The organism is Streptomyces sp. MNU89 (genome assembly GCF_020982505.1).
GTDB lineage: Bacteria > Actinomycetota > Actinomycetes > Streptomycetales > Streptomycetaceae > Streptomyces > Streptomyces xinghaiensis.
Window position 1 is genome coordinate 384808 of record NZ_JAJKLL010000001.1, and the last position, 16301, is coordinate 401108.

The following is a 16301-nucleotide window of genomic DNA, read 5'->3' on the forward strand; positions in this document are numbered from 1 at the left end:
CCGACCTGTCCGTGCCGCGCCTGTATCGGAGTCCGTCATGCCGTCCCATGTGTCCGCGGAGCACCCGGCCGCCCAGCCGCCCGAGCCGGGCACGGTCGAATCCCTGATCTCTCAGGCCATGCGCCTGCGCGGAGAAGTCGACGCCGTACGGCGCACCACGACCGCCGAACCGGAGGACGCGCGGCTGCGCTGGCAGCGCGCGCTCTGCGAACTCGCCGTCCACCACCTGGACGATCTGGGCCGGCGGCTGGGACAGCTGCGCGACGGCCCGGCTCCCGAACCCGCCGGCGCGGCCGTCTCCGCCGGGGCGGCGGCCGGCCGTGTGGCGCTGCCGGCCGCGCCGCCCGAGGCGCCGGCCCGCCGCCCGGCCGGCCGGGCGGGCAGCGCGGAGTGGAACCTCCTCACCGACGAGGCCGACTGGTCCGGCGAGCTGTACGAGCTCTTCGCCCGCTCCCCGCAGGAGGGCCCGCTCTCCCTGGACGAGCTGCCCTCCTGGCTGGTCGAGGAGGACCAGCCGGTGCTGACGGCGATCGTCACGGACTGCCTGGTGGACGGCCGCCCGATCGACGGCGAGTTCCGCATCGTCCGCGCCGACGGCGTCGTGCGCACGGTCCACATGACGGGACAGCCCGTCCTCGCCACCGACGGCCGCACCGCCTCCATGTGGGCCGTCCTCCGCGACGTCACCGAACTGCGCCGCAGCGAGCGGGCGGTCCGCGACAGCCATGAGGCGCTGCTGCGCCGGCGGCAGATCGCGCGCACCGAGCACCGGATCGCGGTGGAGCTGCAGGAGGCCGTGCTGCCGCCGTGGCGCGAGACCCTGCGGTTCCCGCCGGCCGCGGGCGGCGCGCCGGATCTCGCCGCCCACTACCTCCCCTCGGCCACCAGCGCCCTGATCGGCGGCGACTGGTACGACGCCCTGCAACTCCAGGACGGCGGCGTGCTGTTGAGCGTCGGAGACCTCACGGGCCACGGCGTCGCCGCCACCTCCGGCATGGCCATGCTGCTCGGCGCCCTGCGCGGGATGGCGCTCGCCGGGGCGGAGCCGGGCGCGCTGATGGAGCGGCTCAACCAGCTGCTGGACACCGCCGCCCAGCCGGCCCTCGGCAGCGCTCTGTGCTGCCGGTACGACCCGGCCGGCCGCGCCCTGGAGTGGGCGCAGGCCGGCCATCCGGCTCCGCTGCTCTTCCGCGGCGGCACCGGGCGCGCCCTCCCCCGGCCGGAGGGCGTGCTCCTCGGTGCCACGAGCGGAGCCGTCTACGGGCAGGCGCGGGAGCCCCTGGAGCCCGGCGATGTGGTCGTCCTCCACACCGACGGACTCGCCCGGCGGGCCGCCGGCCTGTCCGACTCGCCCGACGGCGAACCGGGCGGCGCCCGGCGCCTGCTGGAGCTGGCGCCCCGGTTCTGCGCGGCGCGCAGCGCACGGGAGTGCGTACGCTTCGTGGTCGAGGAGTTCGGCGGCACGGAGCGTGAGGACGACGCCTGCGTCCTGGTCGCCAGGATCGGCGGCGCGGAAGCGGAGCGGCGGGAGCCGTCCAGGGACGTGCCGTAACGCCGGAACTCCGGGCGGCCGGCGGCGGGTTCCCCGGCGGGCCGGCACGCGGGCCACCGGCGTGACACCGGGCCGGTGCCGCGCGCGTCGGACGCCGTACGGGAGAGGCCGGCTACACGCCCGTCATCCGGCCCCCGGCCCCCCGCGCGGAGGCGCGGGACGACGGCGCCTTGGGCAGGGCCGCCTGGATCTCCGCGCGCAGGTCGTCGACCGTGGAGTGCCCGGCGTACTGCCCCGTCAGCCGGTACATCTCCCGGAGCCGGTCCCACGTCCGGTGCGAAGAGGTCTCCCCGATGCTGACCAGCGCCAACCGGGCGTAGCGGTCGGCCTGTTCGGGGTCGTCGGCGATGAAGCACGCCGAGGCGAGCGAGATGTAGTCGAAGATCTGCGAGCGCTGGTGGCCCTTGCCGCGCAGCCGCAGCGCCTCCTTGGCGTGGCGTTTGGCGATGACGGCGGCCGACGGGTCGTGTTCGGCGAGGGTGCGGAACGCCAGGGCCTGCATGCCGTGCAGATCGGCCTCGTCGAACATCTGCATCCAGCTGGGCGGCGGTACGTCGCCACGGTCGGAGGCGAACAGGTCCTCTGCCCGGCCGAGGGTGCGGCGCATCGCCTGCCCGCGGCCCAGTGAGGCCTGGGCCCACGCCTCGATCGTGCAGAGCATGGCGCGGGTGCGCGGCAGGGTCTCCTCCCCGGAACCGGAGGCGGCGAGTTTCATCAGGTCCAGTGCCTCGTCGGGGCGGCCGAGGTGGACCATCTGCCGGGCGGCGCGGGACAGCGCCTCCCCGGCCCGCGGCCGGTCACCGCCCTCGCGCGCCGCGTGCGCCGCGATGACGAAGTACTTCTGCGCGGTCGGCTCCAGGCCGACGTCGTGGGACATCCAGCCGGCGAGCACCGCGAGATTGGCCGCGACGCCCCACAGCCGGCGCTGGAGGTGCTCCGGGTGGCGGTAGGCGAGTATGCCGCCCACCTCGTTGAGCTGGCCGACCACGGCCTTGCGTTGCAGCCCGCCGCCACGGGCCGCGTCCCAGGCGCGGAACACCTCGACCGAGCGCTCCAGCGCCTCGACCTCCTGTGTCCCGACGGGGGCCGCGTCGAACCGGTCGAAGTCGGCCATCCCGGCGGTCGCCGGGCTGCCGGTGCGGGGCCCGGGGAGGGCGCCCGCGGGGTCGGTGTGCAGCCAGTCGCGCATGGCGACGGCGAGTGCTGATCCTGTGGTGAGCGCGGCGCCCGCGCCCACCAAGCCGCGTCGGTTGAGCATGAGGTCCATTCCCGTGAATTCGGTGAGAACCTCGGCGGTCCGCTCGGGCGCCCAGGGGAGTCCGTCGTCGGACTGCCGCGTCCTCCCCGCACGCCCGCGCCGGCCGAGTCCGAGGTCCTCGATGGTCACGACACGGCCGAGACGCTCGGTGAACAGGGTCGCCAGCACCTTCGGCACGGGATCGCGCGGCACCTCGCCGGTGTCGATCCAGCGCCGCACCCGCGAGGTGTCGGTCGCCAGCTGGGGGTGGCCCATGGCCGCCGCCTGCCGGTTGACCAGCCTCGCGAGCTCGCCCTTGGACCAGCCGGTGAGGCCGAACAGGTCCGCGAGTCGGGTGTTGGGTTCCTTGGTCACGTCAAGCCCCCAGGTTCCTCGGCTGCCTCGACATTAACGGCCTGTCAGGGGAGTGCGGAGTATTCGCCAGGCTTCGCCAGGGTCCGCCAGGTGGTGTGCCACCCGCGCCCGGGTGTCGGGTAGGAACCGCGCCACCCGTCCCGGTGACCGGACCGCATTTCCCCAGGGTGCGGAGCCCGGCCCCCGGGCGGGCGGCGCAGGCATGCCGTCGGCCCACGAAGGGATCCGTTCCGCCCATGTACGCAGCGCCGTCCTCCGTGTCCGCCCCGCCTCCGCCGTACCGTCCGCAGGCAGGTGGTGGCAGGCCGTACGCCGCCGGTGCCGTACCGGCAGGGCCGGCCCTGCCGACCGTCGGGCGGCCGCAGCGCGCGGTGGGCCGGGGCGGCCAGACCCTCAGCGGAAGGATCGACTTGTCCGGCCCTCAGGGCACCCAGCTGCGCACCGCCATCGCGGCGGTGCACCGCGTCTGCCCGGAGTTCCATCCGGTGCAGGTGCTCCGCCGCAGCGGGCGCTCGGTGCTGATCGTCGGCACCACGGGCCGTGCCACGGCGGTGGCGAAGTGCCTGCTGGACCACTCGCCCGACCGGTCGGAGCGGGCCCGGCAGGAGATAGCGGCGTACCGGGCGTTCGTCCGGCACCGCCCGCCCGTGCGGGTGCCCCGGCTGGTCGCGGCGGACCCGGACAACGGCACGCTGGTCGTGGAGCGGATGGCGGGGCGGCCGGCGGCCCTGCAGCGGCACCCGGTGGAGGGCCCGCCCCGCGCCGACATCAAGACGGTGCTCCAGGCGGTCTGCCGGGTCAACCAGTGGCGGCCGCCGGCCGGGCTGTTCGGCGTGCCCCTGGACTACGCGGGCCGGCTGAACCGGTACCACGAACTGGGCCTGCTCACCGACCGGGACACCAGCGACCTGCAGAAGCTGCTGCACGGCCTGGCGCAGTCGGGCAGCCGGCAAGGCCAGGGGCAGGGGCAGTTCTGCCACGGCGACGCGCTGCTCTCCAACATCCTGCTCTCCCCGGCCGGCCCGGTGCTGCTCGACTGGGACCATGCCGGCTGGTACCTCCCCGGCTACGACCTGGCGACACTGTGGGCGGTCCTCGGTGAGGCGCCCGCCGCCCGCCGCCGGATCAGCCGGCTGGCGCAGGCGGCCGGCCCGGCCGCGCGGGACGCCTTCCTCGTCAATCTGATGCTGGTGCTCACCCGGGAGATCCGCACTTGCGAAACCGCCGTGCAGCGCATGATGCGCGAGCCCGCCCCGGTCCTGCCCGGGGCCACGGGCTCCCCCGGTGAGGCGCAGCGGCTGCTGCTGCGGCGTCTCCACGACGACTGCGGAATAGCCCGGCGGGCGGTACGGGCAGCGGTGGGCACCCGCTGAGGGGCGCCGTACGGGCGTGCCCCTGGGGTGGGGCGCGCCCGTACGGTGGGGCCGGCGCCTGCCGCGACGCGGTGGGCGGTGGCGGTGCCGCCGGCCCGGGTCCGGGGCGGTGTCGTCACCACGCCGGGTGGGTCACCGCGCGGTGATGACGTAGCGGTGCCCGGCGCGGGCCCTCAGGACGGTGGCACCGTCCTCCCGCCTGTGTGTTCCCATGGCCCCTCCCTCCGTCAACTCCTCGACGGCGTACGGCCCTTCGAGCAGGCCGCCGCGGAGCCGGAGCTCCCCGGTGTGCCCGGTGGCGAGGACGGCCGTGTGCGCTCGGCCGCCGGACCAGGCCAGGTCCACCGTGACGTCACCGCGGGCGCGGAGGCCGTGGACCGAGCCCTCCGGCCAGGCGGCGGGGAGCGCGGGCAGGAGTTCGATCTCACCGTGGTGGCTCTGCAGCAGCATCTCGGCGATTCCGGCGGTGGCCCCGAGGTTGCCGTCGAGCTGGAACGGCGGGTGGGTGTCGAGGAGGTTGGGGAGGGTCGATTCCCGGAGTTGCCCGGCGAGCAGGGTGCGGGCCCGGTCGCCGTCGTGGAGCCGGGCCCAGAAGTTGATCTTCCAGGCCCTGCTCCAGCCGGTGCCGCCGTCGCCGCGCGCCCCGAGCGATGTCCCGGCCGCCGCCGCCCACCGGCCGCCCGGGCTGATCTGCCGCCCGGGGTGGAGGGCGAGGAGGTGGGAGACGTGCCGGTGGCGGTCCTCCGGGTCGTCCAGGTCCTCCTTCCACTCCTGGAGCTGGCCCCAGGAGCCGATGCGCAGGCCGGGGTCGAGGCGGTCGAGGGCCCGCCGCACGCCGTCCCGGAAGCCCGGGTCGTCGCCGAGGACGCGGGCGGCCTCAAGGGTGCTGGACAGCAGATCGTGGACGATCTGCTGGGCCATCGCGGTGCCCGCGGTGAACCGGCCGTGCTCCGGCGAGTACGCGGGGGAGACGACGAGCGTGCCGTCGGAGGGGTCCGTGCGGAGCTGGTGCAGCCAGAAGACGGCGGCCTCCTTGAGCGGAGGGTAGGCGGTGTCACGGAGGTAACCGGTGTCGAGGGAGTAGCGGTACCGGTCGTGGAGGAGCTGGGTGAGCCAGGCGGCGGCCTCGGGGAACCAGAAGGCGGTGGGCCAGTCGTGGACGCCCGTGAAGCCGTACGGATTGGTCTCGTTGTGCACCACCCAGCCCGGTGAGCCGAACATCTCCCGGGCCGTGATCCGGCCGGGGGCGAGCAGGGCCGTCACGAAGCGGTCGTACGGCTCGGCGGTCTCGGACAGGTTGGTGGAGTGGGCGGGCCAGTAGGCCATCTGGAGATTGATGTTGGTGTGGTAGTCGGCCGCCCAGGGCGGTGCCGTGCTGTCGTTCCAGACCCCCTGGAGGTTGGCGGGCAGGGAGCCGGGGCGGGAGGAGGCGATGAGCAGATAGCGGCCGTACTGGAAGGCGAGCGCCTCCAGCGCGCGGTCGGCGGCCGTGGCGTCGCTGCGGACGGCTCCGTCCTCGCCGGTGCTCCCCTCCGCGCCGGTGCTCCCCTCCGCGTCTGCGGTCCCGTCCGCGTCGGGGCCCGGGCCGGTCCCGTTCGCCGCCGTCCCGCCCGCGTAGTCCCGGAGCAGACGGTCCGTCGGTACGTCCCCCGGCAGCCGGCCGCCGAGGTCGAGCCGTACCCGGTCGAACAACCGCCGGTGGTCGGCGGTGTGTTCGGCGAGCAGGTCGCGCGGGCCGCGGCGCACCGCCCGGTCGACGGCGGTGGTCACCCGCGGGTGCGGATCGTCACCCCGGTAGTGCGGGTGGGTGTCCGCGTAGTCGGTGCCGGCGGCGAGGACGAACCAGGCGCTGTCGGCGCCTTCCAGGGAGACCCGCCCGCCGTCGCCGTCACGGCGGGTGCCGCCGTGCGCGATCACCTGCAGCTGTGCCTCGAACAGCAGGCCGTTGTCATGGAGGGTGCCGCGTACGGTGATCCGTCCGCCGACGGCCGTGACGATGACGTCCCGGTCGTCCTCGGGTGTGGTGACGCGCAGGGTGAAACCGGTGCTCCCCGGCCGGTCCGCGCTGAGCCGTCCGACGAGCACACCGGCCGGGTGGGAGGCGAAGAACGCGCGCCGGTGGGTGACGCCCCGGGCGTCGGTGTGGCGGACGGTGGCCAGGGCGGTGCGGAGGCCGAGTGCGCGCCGGTAGCGGACGGGGGCGCCGTGCACCTCGGGCGGCAGGTCGAGCCAGAGATCGCCGAAGGGCTGGTACGCACCGTAGCCGCGGCGGGGGCGGCCGAGGAGCGCCGCCACCGCCTCCGGGTCGAGGGACCCGGACGCGTCGATCCGGCGCCGGACCTCCTCCAGTGCCCCGGGGCGCGGGGCGGTCCAGTTGCCGTGGTCGTATCCGGCGGTGGAGCCGGGGCCGCCGGTCCACAGCGTCTTCTCGTTGAACTGGAGCCGCTCTGTCGGGACGGTTCCGAAGACCATCGCCCCGAGCGCGCCGTTGCCGATGGGCAGGGCCTCCCGCTCCCAGTCGGCGGCGGGACGGTCGTACCGGAGGACGGGCTCCCCGGCCCCTTCCCGGGGACCGGAACCGGACATGCCGTGCCCGGATGTGCCGGGCCCGGGCAGGCCGCCGGGGGCGGAGGAGGGCTCCTGCGACCGGTGCGCGCCTGGTGACATGCCGGGTCACGCTAGAGGTCCGTGCGGTACGTGACAACAAGGCGTGGAGCGAGGGGCGGGCGGGCGGCCCCGCGCCGCCCGGGCTTCACCGGGCCAGACGCTCTCCGCCACGGACCGGCCGCCTCACTCGCTTCCGGGCGCGGCCGCACCGCGTCCGCGAGCCGTGTCCGGCCGCGAACTCCCCGCGGGGACCGCGGATCTCGGGGAGACCCGGCGGAGTGCCGCGGGCTCAGCCCGCCTGGAACATCTCCGCGGGCAGCGGCTTGAGGAGCCGGTACAGGTCGTCCGTGATGGGCCGGTCCCAGCTCGCGATGGTGACGAGCACGCCGTCGCTGCGGTCGAACTGGGCGCAGGAGATCCGGCTTTCGGAGAACTTCAGCCGGCGCACGATGAGGAGGTTGTCCTCGTGCATCACCGGGGTGTCCTCGGTCTCCGTCACCCGCACGGGCTCGTCGTTGTCCAGCGCTTCGAGGAGCTGGGCCACCTCGAAGGGCACCTGGTCCTCCCCGGTCTCCCGGGCCGGGGAACCCTCCGGCAGGTTGCCGATGATCATCGCCGGGCCGCGGCCGCCGAACAGGTCGTAGCGCAGGAAGACGCCCTGGCAGCTTCCGTCCGGCGCGGGGAGCAGCCCGGCACCGAGATTGCCCGGCCAGTCACCGGGATCCATCGCGAGGACGTCGAAGTCCGGTCCGGTGGGCGTGGCTGCGCTGCGGCGGCGGAGGAAGGACATGCGGCCATGGTACGGGGCGGCCGTTCACGCGGGCACGGGCGGCCGGGCCGGACGACGCGCACCGGGATCAGGTGCGGCGGCCGGGCGACCGGCCCCGGATACGGCCTCCGCGGGCCGCCCGGACCGCCGCCCCGGTGCGCTCTCTCCGCCCGAACGGGTGATGCGCGGCCGGACGGCGCAGGGGCGGCGGTCCGGCCGGCCGGGCGACCGGGCCGGGACCGGGCCGGGGCGGGCCGGGGCGGAGGCGGACGGCTGTCCGGAAGGGCGCGTGTCGCCCGCCGCGCGCCCCGTGCCAGGGGGTCGGGCCACCGGCCCCCTGGCCTGGAACGCCGGACCCCGGCCTCGGCCTCCGGGCGGCCGGTACGGCCGGGAGGGACACGGCCCACCCGCCGGTGCCGCTCCGGGGCCCATGCGGCTAGGGTCCGTGTCCGTCCACCATGAACGGGAGGAGACGCGTGACGACGGCAAACCTTCGGCAACTCCTGCGCGGACTGGGGGTGTTCGAGGGCGAACTGCCCCGGTTCGACCCCGCGGACACGCCACCGGCACCGCACGAGCTGTTCACCGGCTGGCTGCTGGAGGCCATCCGGGCCGGCGTCCCCGAACCGCACGCCATGACGCTCTCGACGGCCGGCGCGGACGGCGTCCCGTCGGCCCGGGTGCTGATCCTCAAGAACGCCGACGCGGCGGGCTGGCAGTTCGCGGCGCACGCGCGCAGCCCCAAGGGCCGGGAGCTGGCCCAACGGCCGTACGCGGCGCTGACCTTCTACTGGCAGCCGCAGGCGCGGCAGATCCGGGTGCGCGGCCCGGTGGTGGCGGAGTCCCCCGAGCGGAGCGCCGCGGACTTCCGCGCGCGGGGCGCGGGTGCCCGCGCGGAGGCCCTGCTCGGCCGGCAGAGCGAGCCGCTGGCATCGCCGGCGGCCCGCGATGCCGCCGTGGAGGAGTCGCTGGCGCGGCTGGAGCGGGAACCGGACCTGGCAGCTCCGGAATGGACGCTGTACACCGTGCGCCGAGGCGGTGGAGTTCTGGCAGGGCGACCGGGGCCGCCGCCACACCCGGCTCAACTACCGCCGGGAGGCGGACGGCTGGCGGAAGGAGCTGCTGTGGCCCTGACCGGATCCGCGGTGGCCGGACCGGCCGCGCCCGAACCACCCCCGGCCGCCGTCACCACCGGGCACGAACACCGCTCCGTACTGCCGGCCGGCCCATGGCCGTAGCGGAGCCGGCCGGTCCGGGCACGGAATCGCTCAATCTGTGGAATCGCGGACTCGGCACCGTTCCGGAGGAGGTCTGGGACCGTACGGGGCTGCGCGTCCTGATCCTCGCCGGCAACGGACTGACCGGGCTCTCTCCCCGGATCGCGGGACTGCGCCGGCTGCACACCCTGGATCTCGGGCACAACGCCCTCACGGCCGTCCCGGAGGAGATCGGCGGGCTGACCGGCCTGACCCGCTTCCTGTATCTCCACGACAACCGGCTGACAGTGCTTCCCCGTTCACTGACCCGGCTGACCGCACTGCGCTACCTCAACGCCGGCGAGAACCCTCTCACCGCGCTGCCACCGGACCTCGGCGTCATGACCGGCCTGGTCGAACTGCGCGCACAGCACGGCGCGCTGACGACACTGCCCGAGTCCGCCGGGGAACTGCGGAATCTGCGCGAGCTGTGGCTGCGCGGAAACCGGATCACCGAACTACCCGGCACCCTGGGCGCGTTGGCGGAGCTGCGCGAACTCGACCTGCGCGAGAACCGCCTCACGGGCCTCCCCGACGGCATGGCGGGGCTGCCGCTGCTGCGCCGGCTCGATCTGCGGGCCAATCCGCTGCGCCGGCTGCCGGGGTGGCTCGCCGGGCTGCCGTCCCTGGAGAAGCTGGACCTGCGCTGGACCGGCGTCGGCGAGGACGGCCCGGTGGTACGGGAGCTCGCCCGGCGGGGCTGCGCGGTACTGCTCTGAGCCACCGCCCCGTCGGGGCGGCCCGGCCGGCGGACGCCCGGCCCGGACGGCGCCGGTTCCGGCCCGCCCCGGCTCCGTCGCCTCCGGTTTCCGGCGCCTCCCGTTTCCGGCGCCTCCGCCGCTCTCAGCCGAGGTCGAACTCGCCGTCGCGGGCGCCCAGGACGAAGGCGCGCCACTCCCCCGGGGTGAAGACCAGGGCCGGGCCCTCGGTGTCGCGGCGGTCGCGCATCGCGACGAAGCCCTCGACGAAGGCGATCTGGACATCGCCCGTCCCCTGGCCGCTGGACTGCCAGACCGCGTTGTCGAGATCGAGCTGCGGCTTCCCGTGCTCCGTGGCCGCCCGCCGTGTGGGAGTGTCCGCCATGCCCCTGCTCCTCCCGGTCCGTTTCACCCGGTCAGCTTGACGTGCTCCCTGGTCTGTAGTCCAGGGATTCCGGCCTGGGTCGTCCGACCCTTCCGGGGGCTTCCTGCTTCACCGCGCTGTGCGGGCACGGGTGCCCGTCTTACCGGCGCTCCACAGGCGTTTGATGTCTCCGCCCGTCCGGCGGCGACGAGGCGGCGTCCCTCGAAGAGGACGTTGCGGGCTGCGTTGTGGTCGCGGTCGTGCACGGTGCCACAGGCCCTGCACGTCCACTGCCGGACGTGCAGGGGCTTGGAGCCGTCGCGGAATCCGCAGGCCGAGCAGACCTGGGAGGACGGAAAAGCACGGTCCACCCTGGCGAAGGTGCGGCCGTGCCTGGCCGCCTTGTACTCCAGCATGCCGACGAACGCGGTCCATCCCGCGTCGTGCACGGACTTGGCGAGCCGGGTGCGCCCGAGGCCGGACACCGCGAGGTCTTCCACGTACACCGCTTGGTTGTCGCGAATGATCTGTGTGGATGCCTTGTGGTGCCAGTCCCGGCGCCGGTCGGCCACCCTGGCGTGCTGGCGTGCGACCTTGATGCGGGCCCTGGCCCGGTTCTTCGATCCCCTGGCCTTACGGGACAGCTCCCGCTGCAGACGCCTGAGCTTCTTCTCCGCCCGGCGCAGGAAGCGGGGACTGTCGATTTTCCGGCCGTCGGACAGGACGGCGAAGGCGGACAGGCCGAGGTCGATACCGGACTCTGCTTCCGTCTCGGGGAGGATGTCCGGCTCGGTGTCCACGACGAAGCTGAGGAAGTACCGGCCGCAACGGTCCTGGGTGATGGTCAGGGACGTGGGTGCGGCCGGAAGCCGGCGGGACCATACGACCTTGAGGTCGCCGACCTTGGCCACGTACACCGTGCCGTCGCCCTTCAGACAGAAGGCGTTGGTGTTCAGGCGGATCGACTGCCGGGTGTCCTTCTTCGACTTGTACCGGGGCGGCCCCACCTTGCGGCCCTGCCGCTTGCCCTTGATCGAATCGAAGAAGTTCTTGTAGGCGGTGTCGAGGTCCCGCAGAGACTGCTGCAGGACGACCGCCGACACATCGGCGAGCCAGGCGCGCTCGCCGGTGCGCTTGGCCTGGGTGATGCGAAGCCGGGACAGTTCCGCCGACGTCACGTACGGCAGCCCCGCCGCGTGCGCTTGTTTCCGGTCGCGCAGGCAGTCGTTCCACACCACGCGGGCACACCCGAACGCACGCGCCAGCGCACAGCGCTGGGAGGCGTCCGGGTAGGCCCGGAAGTTGTAGCGGAGCTGCACACCCAGGATCCTACGACGATCGGTCTCATGGACGGGTGCAGAATGATTACAGACCGGGCAGGCACGTCGTTTCGGCAATGCCCATGCATTCGGTCTTCGTGACGAAGTACCGGCGCGGCTGAGGAAGTTCAACGGCGAACCCGATCACGTCCACCTCCTGGTGCACCACCCGCCGAAGGTCACCGTCTCCAAACGGGTCAACAGCCTCAAGGTCGTCTCCGCCCGCCAGATCCGGCTGGGGGCACCTCCCGGCCGAAGGCTGGGGGAGAGTTCACCGGCCGGAACAACCACGCCATCATGCACGGACACCTGTGGTCGCCCTCGTATTTCTCCGCATCGTGCGGCGGAGCACCGTTGGAAATCGTCCGCCAGTACATCGAGCAGCAAAAACGGCCGCCCTGAAGTACACGTCAGAGCAGCCTTGAGATGCATTCATCCCCGGCGTGAACACCAGGGCATTCTGTAGGAGTCCCGGTAACGACGGCGGGCGGCGCCGGACAGGGCCCGGAGGGCCCGCGGCGGTCCGGGAGACAGCGGCGCCGGGCCGCCCACGGGGGCAGCCCGGCGCGAGGGCCGGCGGTGCGGCGCGCGCGGCGGCCACCGCCCGCACCGGTGTACGGGTGGTGGCAGCCGCCGGTCAGCCCGCCTTGCCGAATTCGTCGGTGATCGCTTCGCCGAACGCCTTGAGGTCGTCCGGCTTGCGGCTGGTGATCAGCTTGTTGGGGCCGGCGGAGCAGACCTTGAGCTGTTCGTCGACCCAGGTGCCGCCCGCGTTCTCGATGTCCGTCCTCAGGCTCGGCCAGGAGGTGAGGGTGCGTCCGCGCACCACTCCGGCCTCGACCAGGGTCCACGGGCCGTGGCAGATCGCCGCGACCGGCTTGCCCGCGTCGAAGAAGCTCTTGGCGAAGGCCACGGCCTTCCGGTCGAGCCGCAGGAAGTCGGGGTTGGCGACACCGCCCGGCAGGACCAGGCCGGCGTAGTCGTCGGCGGAGGCGTCCGACACGGCCTTGTCCACGGGGAAGGTGTCCGCCTTGTCCAGGTGGTTGAACGCCTGGATCTCACCGGAGGAGGTGGAGACCAGCTCCGGTGTCCAGCCGGCGTCCTTCACCGCCTGCCACGGCTCCGTCAGCTCGATCTGTTCGACACCCTCCGTGGCCACGAGGAAGGCAACCTTCACGTTTCCCACGTCCTCTCGAACTCTTGCGTCGCTTGCGCGGTGCACTCGCCGCGTACCCGGGCGTATGCGGGCGAAACAGCCGGAGGGAGAGGGCGGGAGGGAGGGCGCGGCCGGTGGGTGCTCAGACCGTGCCGGGGCCGGTGACCGGCCTGCCGTCGAAGATGCCGAGGCGTTCCCGGTAGAGCTCGATCGGCACCCCGTTGGGGTCGCGGAAGTAGAGGCTCTCCTCGACGCCGCGGTCGGGGCCCGCATAGTCCACGTTCTCCCGGTCCAGCGCCGCGCGGGCGGCGGCGAACTGTTCGTCGCCCACGGAGAGGGCGAGATGCTGGATACCGCCGACGGTCTCGGTGGCCGGCGGGTGCTCGTGGCCGGGGAAGTCGAAGAAGCCGAGCAGATTGCCGTGGCCGAGGTCGAAGAAGAAGTGCGTGGAGCCGCGGTAGTCGCGGTTCTCCACGATCTCGACGAGCGGGAAGCCCAGGAACCCCTGGTAGAAGCGGATGGTCTCCTCGACGTCGCGGCAGATGAACGCCACGTGGTGGATACCGCGCACCGTGGTCGGCGGCCGGTCGCCGGGCTCGCGCAGCCAGCGCTTCCGCAAGCGCTCGCGGCGGTCTCGGACGGCTTGGAGTTCAGCGCCCTCCGGTTGCGGCATACCGCTTCTCCTCTCGTCCCGGGGGTCGCGGCGGTGGACCCCGTCACCGCCAGTATGCGGGCGGGGCGCCTGCTTCCGCGCCCCGCGTTCCCGGCGGCCGTCCGGAGGAAACGGGTGGCGTCCGGAGGGGCGCGGGTGTCGTACGGCCCGGCGGGGTTGACAGTGACATGAACACGGGAAGAAAGTTTCAGCTGGTGGCCGACCGTCCGGAAATTTTCTCCAGAGGAGCTGCGATGGCGGACGACACGGTGGACGGCGGCACGGTGGACGGCGGACTCTCCCGGCGCCGGTTCGCGGGCGGCGCGCTGTCGCTCGGCGGGGCGCTGTTACTGGCCTCCGCGCCGGCCCAGGCCGCGCCCCTCCTCTCCGGCAGTGGCCGCGCCCCCGTCCTGCGCCGGGGCTCCGCCCGGCAGGCGGGGCTGCTCCGGCCGCACCTCGACCGGCTGGTGGAGGACGCCCGCGGCTTCCTCGGCCCGTCCCCCGAGCACCCCTGGTACGCCGGCGCCGTGGTCCTCGCCGGGCGCGGCCGGACGGTCGCCCTGCACGAGCCGATCGGCTACGCGGTCCGCTACGCGGCGTACGACGAGGAGTCCGACAGCGGGGTGGAGTTCCCGCCGGACGAGCGGATCCCGATGTCCGCCGGCACCGTCTTCGACCTGGCGTCCCTCTCCAAGCTGTTCACCTCGGTCCTCGCGGTGCAGCAGATGGAGCGCGGGGCACTGGAGCCGGCGGCGCCCGTCGCCTCGTACCTCCCGGCATTCGCCGGCGGCGGCAAGGAGGAGGTGACCGTACGGCAGCTCCTCACCCACACCTCCGGCCTCCGGCCCTGGATCCCCCTCTACCGGGAGCCCACCCGGGAGGGGAAGCTCCAACTCCTCTGGGACGAAAGGCCGGTGAGCCCGCCCGGCACCGCCTACGCCTACTCCGACCTCAACCTCATCTCCCTCCAGCTCGTTCTGGAGGAGGTCACCGGCCGGCCGCTGGACGCCCTGCTGCGGCGGGACGTCACCGGGCCGCTGGGCATGCGCCGCACCCGCTACAACCCTCCCGCCTCCTGGCGCCCGCGGATCGCCGCGACGGAGGACGCCCGGGCGCCGTGGAGCGGCCTGGACCGCGGACTGGTCTGGGGCGAGGTGCACGACGAGAACGCCTGGTCGCTCGGCGGCGTCGCCGGGCACGCCGGGGTGTTCTCCTGCGCCTGGGACCTGGCCGTGCTGTGCCGCACCCTGCTGAACGGCGGCGCGTACGGCGACGTCCGCATCCTGGAGCGGGAGTCGGTCGAGCTGATGTTCACCGACCACAACACCGACTTCCCCGGCGACGAGCACGGCCTGGGTTTCGAGCTCTACCAGCACTGGTACATGGGGGCGATGGCCACCCCGCGCAGCGCCGGGCACACCGGCTTCACCGGCACCTCCCTCGTGCTCGACCCGGTGTCCGACTCCTTCCTCGTCCTGCTGGGCAACTCCGTCCACCCGGTGCGCACCTGGCGCTCCGGCAGCGCGCCGAGGGTGGCGGCGGCGACGCATCTGGCGCGGGCCGTGCCGGTCCGTCCGCCCGAGGGCCGCACGGCCTGGTTCACCGGCATGGAGAACGGCGCGACGACCACCCTCACCCTGCCGGAGCTGACCCTCACCGGCACCGCGCCCCGGCTCGCCTTCTCCCTGTGGTGGGACACCGAGCCGAACGCCGACCGGCTGCACCTGGAGGCCTCGGCGGACGGCGGGGAGAGCTGGCGGCCGGTGCCGTTCACCACCGAGGGGCCCGGGGACGAGGCCCCGACGGAGCATCCGGAGGGCGCGGTGGGCGGCTGGTCGGGGCGGGTCTGGCACCGGGCGTCCGCCGGCCTGGCGCAGTGGCGCGGCGGCCCCGTGCGGCTGCGCTGGCGCTGCGAGACGGACGTCCGGTACGTCGGGCGGGGTGTCTACGCGGACGGGATCCGGGTGACGGACGGCCGCCGCACCGTCTTCGACGGCTCCCGCCGGGCCGACGCGGAGCGCATCGAGGCGGTGGGCTGGGCGCCGTCGGCGGACTGAACCACCGCTGCGGGGAATCCGGTTGCGGAGGCGTCCGGGTCCCCGGTCGAATGCCCGTATGCCTCTCCGCGACGGCGACCGCGCCGGACACCTGGAGCTCAACCGGCGCTACTGGGACGAGGAAGCGGCCGCCGCGCACGGACCGCTGGCCCGTGACCACTGGGCGCGCACCGAGATCCGCTGGGGCCTGTGGGGCACTCCGGAGTCGGAGGTCTCCGTGCTCCCCGGCGAGATGACCGGGGCGCGTGCCGTCGAACTCGGCTGCGGCACCGCCTACGTCTCCGCCGGGCTGGCCCGGGCGGGGGCGCAGCCGGTGGGCATCGACCTCTCGGAGCGGCAGCTCGCGACCGCCCACGCCATGCAGGAGGAGTTCGGACTCCGCTTCCCGCTGGTCCTGGGGGACGCCGAGCGGCTGCCGTTCGCGGACGGGGCGTTCGACCTGGCGGTCAGCGAGTACGGTGCCTCGCTCTGGTGCGATCCCCGGCGGTGGATCCCCGAGGCGGCGCGGGTCCTCGCTCCCGGCGGCCAGTTGGTGTTCCTGCGGTACTCGCCGCTCTTCGCGCTCTGCGCGCGCCCCGGAGAGCAGGCGTCCGCGGCGCTGCTCCGCCCGCTGTTCGGCATGGACCGCCTGGACTGGGGCGGGCGCGTCGAGTTCGTGCTGCCGCACGGTGAGATGCTGCGTCTGCTGCGGTCCCACGGCTTCGTGGTCGAGGACCTGATCGAGGTCCGGGCGCCCCGCCCCGCGCACCGGGAGTACGCGGAGGTCTCCGCCGGCTGGGCCCGGCGGTGGCCGAGTGAGGAGATCTGGAAGGCCCGGCTCGCCGGGTGACGGACCGGCCTCCCCGCCTTGACGACCACCCGCCCCCACGACCGCCCGGACGGCCCC

Annotated in this window: 12 protein-coding genes and 2 pseudogenes; 7 read left to right on the plus strand and 7 right to left on the minus strand. The window is 74.2% G+C overall.

The window, feature by feature from the left end; all coding sequences use genetic code 11:
• Positions 1-37 precede the first annotated feature (37 nt).
• Positions 38-1552: a PP2C family protein-serine/threonine phosphatase gene (locus E4N63_RS01745; protein WP_125623442.1), complete on the plus strand. Its 1515-nt coding sequence runs from the start codon at positions 38-40 to the stop codon at positions 1550-1552.
• A gap of 112 nt (positions 1553-1664) precedes the next feature.
• On the opposite strand, the gene E4N63_RS01750 is transcribed toward E4N63_RS01745, so the two are convergent.
• Positions 1665-3164, minus strand: a complete 1500-nt coding sequence (locus tag E4N63_RS01750) for a hypothetical protein (RefSeq protein WP_125623443.1) — start codon at positions 3162-3164, stop codon at positions 1665-1667.
• 236 nt (positions 3165-3400) lie between these two features.
• Between E4N63_RS01750 and E4N63_RS01755 the strand changes: the two genes are divergently transcribed.
• Positions 3401-4537: an aminoglycoside phosphotransferase family protein gene (locus tag E4N63_RS01755; RefSeq protein ID WP_230239708.1), complete on the plus strand. Its 1137-nt coding sequence runs from the start codon at positions 3401-3403 to the stop codon at positions 4535-4537.
• A 132-nt stretch (positions 4538-4669) separates the two neighbouring features.
• On the opposite strand, the gene E4N63_RS01760 is transcribed toward E4N63_RS01755, so the two are convergent.
• Together E4N63_RS01760 and E4N63_RS01765 are read right to left on the minus strand one after the other, a co-directional pair.
• Complete coding sequence (locus tag E4N63_RS01760) at positions 4670-7123, minus strand: glycoside hydrolase N-terminal domain-containing protein (RefSeq protein ID WP_230242300.1); 2454 nt, start codon at positions 7121-7123, stop codon at positions 4670-4672.
• Positions 7124-7433: 310 nt separating this feature from the next.
• Positions 7434-7934: a hypothetical protein gene (locus tag E4N63_RS01765; protein WP_125623445.1), complete on the minus strand. Its 501-nt coding sequence runs from the start codon at positions 7932-7934 to the stop codon at positions 7434-7436.
• Between the two features lie 437 nt (positions 7935-8371).
• Between E4N63_RS01765 and E4N63_RS01770 the strand changes: the two are divergent.
• Positions 8372-9047, plus strand: a pseudogene (locus tag E4N63_RS01770) (pyridoxal 5'-phosphate synthase).
• 94 nt (positions 9048-9141) lie between these two features.
• The gene (locus E4N63_RS01775; RefSeq protein WP_125623447.1) at positions 9142-9888 is read left to right on the plus strand and encodes a leucine-rich repeat domain-containing protein; all 747 of its coding nucleotides are present in this window, start codon (positions 9142-9144) and stop codon (positions 9886-9888) included.
• A gap of 124 nt (positions 9889-10012) precedes the next feature.
• Here E4N63_RS01775 and E4N63_RS01780 read toward each other — a convergent pair whose 3' ends face one another.
• Together E4N63_RS01780 and E4N63_RS01785 are read right to left on the minus strand one after the other, a co-directional pair.
• Positions 10013-10252: a DUF397 domain-containing protein gene (locus E4N63_RS01780; RefSeq protein WP_125623448.1), complete on the minus strand. Its 240-nt coding sequence runs from the start codon at positions 10250-10252 to the stop codon at positions 10013-10015.
• Between the two features lie 23 nt (positions 10253-10275).
• Positions 10276-11550, minus strand: a complete 1275-nt coding sequence (locus E4N63_RS01785) for a transposase (RefSeq protein ID WP_230239709.1) — start codon at positions 11548-11550, stop codon at positions 10276-10278.
• A 77-nt stretch (positions 11551-11627) separates the two neighbouring features.
• Between E4N63_RS01785 and tnpA the strand changes: the two are divergent.
• Positions 11628-11952, plus strand: a pseudogene (gene tnpA / locus E4N63_RS01790) (IS200/IS605 family transposase).
• A 235-nt stretch (positions 11953-12187) separates the two neighbouring features.
• Here the strand turns inward: tnpA and E4N63_RS01795 are convergent.
• Positions 12188-12727: a type 1 glutamine amidotransferase domain-containing protein gene (locus E4N63_RS01795; RefSeq protein ID WP_125623450.1), complete on the minus strand. Its 540-nt coding sequence runs from the start codon at positions 12725-12727 to the stop codon at positions 12188-12190.
• Between the two features lie 121 nt (positions 12728-12848).
• Complete coding sequence (locus E4N63_RS01800; protein WP_125623451.1) at positions 12849-13379, minus strand: VOC family protein; 531 nt, start codon at positions 13377-13379, stop codon at positions 12849-12851.
• 233 nt (positions 13380-13612) lie between these two features.
• Here E4N63_RS01800 and E4N63_RS01805 point away from each other — a divergent pair, with 233 nt between their 5' ends.
• The gene (locus E4N63_RS01805; protein ID WP_230239710.1) at positions 13613-15415 is read left to right on the plus strand and encodes a serine hydrolase domain-containing protein; all 1803 of its coding nucleotides are present in this window, start codon (positions 13613-13615) and stop codon (positions 15413-15415) included.
• A 58-nt stretch (positions 15416-15473) separates the two neighbouring features.
• Positions 15474-16244 carry a class I SAM-dependent methyltransferase gene (locus E4N63_RS01810; protein WP_230239711.1) on the plus strand — a complete coding sequence of 257 codons (771 nt, stop codon included), beginning with the start codon at positions 15474-15476 and terminating at the stop codon, positions 16242-16244.
• Positions 16245-16301 lie beyond the last annotated feature (57 nt).

What these genes read in the sequence shown, in the direction of transcription:
- E4N63_RS01780 (WP_125623448.1), bottom strand. Translation starts at nt 10,252, where the DNA reads ATGGCGGACACTCCCACACGGCGGGCGGCCACGGAGCACGGGAAGCCG.
- E4N63_RS01745 (WP_125623442.1), top strand. Translation starts at nt 38, where the DNA reads ATGCCGTCCCATGTGTCCGCGGAGCACCCGGCCGCCCAGCCGCCCGAG.
- E4N63_RS01765 (WP_125623445.1), bottom strand. Translation starts at nt 7,934, where the DNA reads ATGTCCTTCCTCCGCCGCCGCAGCGCAGCCACGCCCACCGGACCGGAC.
- E4N63_RS01800 (WP_125623451.1), bottom strand. Translation starts at nt 13,379, where the DNA reads ATGCCGCAACCGGAGGGCGCTGAACTCCAAGCCGTCCGAGACCGCCGC.
- E4N63_RS01775 (WP_125623447.1), top strand. Translation starts at nt 9,142, where the DNA reads ATGGCCGTAGCGGAGCCGGCCGGTCCGGGCACGGAATCGCTCAATCTG.
- E4N63_RS01810 (WP_230239711.1), top strand. Translation starts at nt 15,474, where the DNA reads ATGCCTCTCCGCGACGGCGACCGCGCCGGACACCTGGAGCTCAACCGG.
- E4N63_RS01760 (WP_230242300.1), bottom strand. Translation starts at nt 7,123, where the DNA reads ATGTCCGGTTCCGGTCCCCGGGAAGGGGCCGGGGAGCCCGTCCTCCGG.
- E4N63_RS01805 (WP_230239710.1), top strand. Translation starts at nt 13,613, where the DNA reads ATGGCGGACGACACGGTGGACGGCGGCACGGTGGACGGCGGACTCTCC.
- E4N63_RS01755 (WP_230239708.1), top strand. Translation starts at nt 3,401, where the DNA reads ATGTACGCAGCGCCGTCCTCCGTGTCCGCCCCGCCTCCGCCGTACCGT.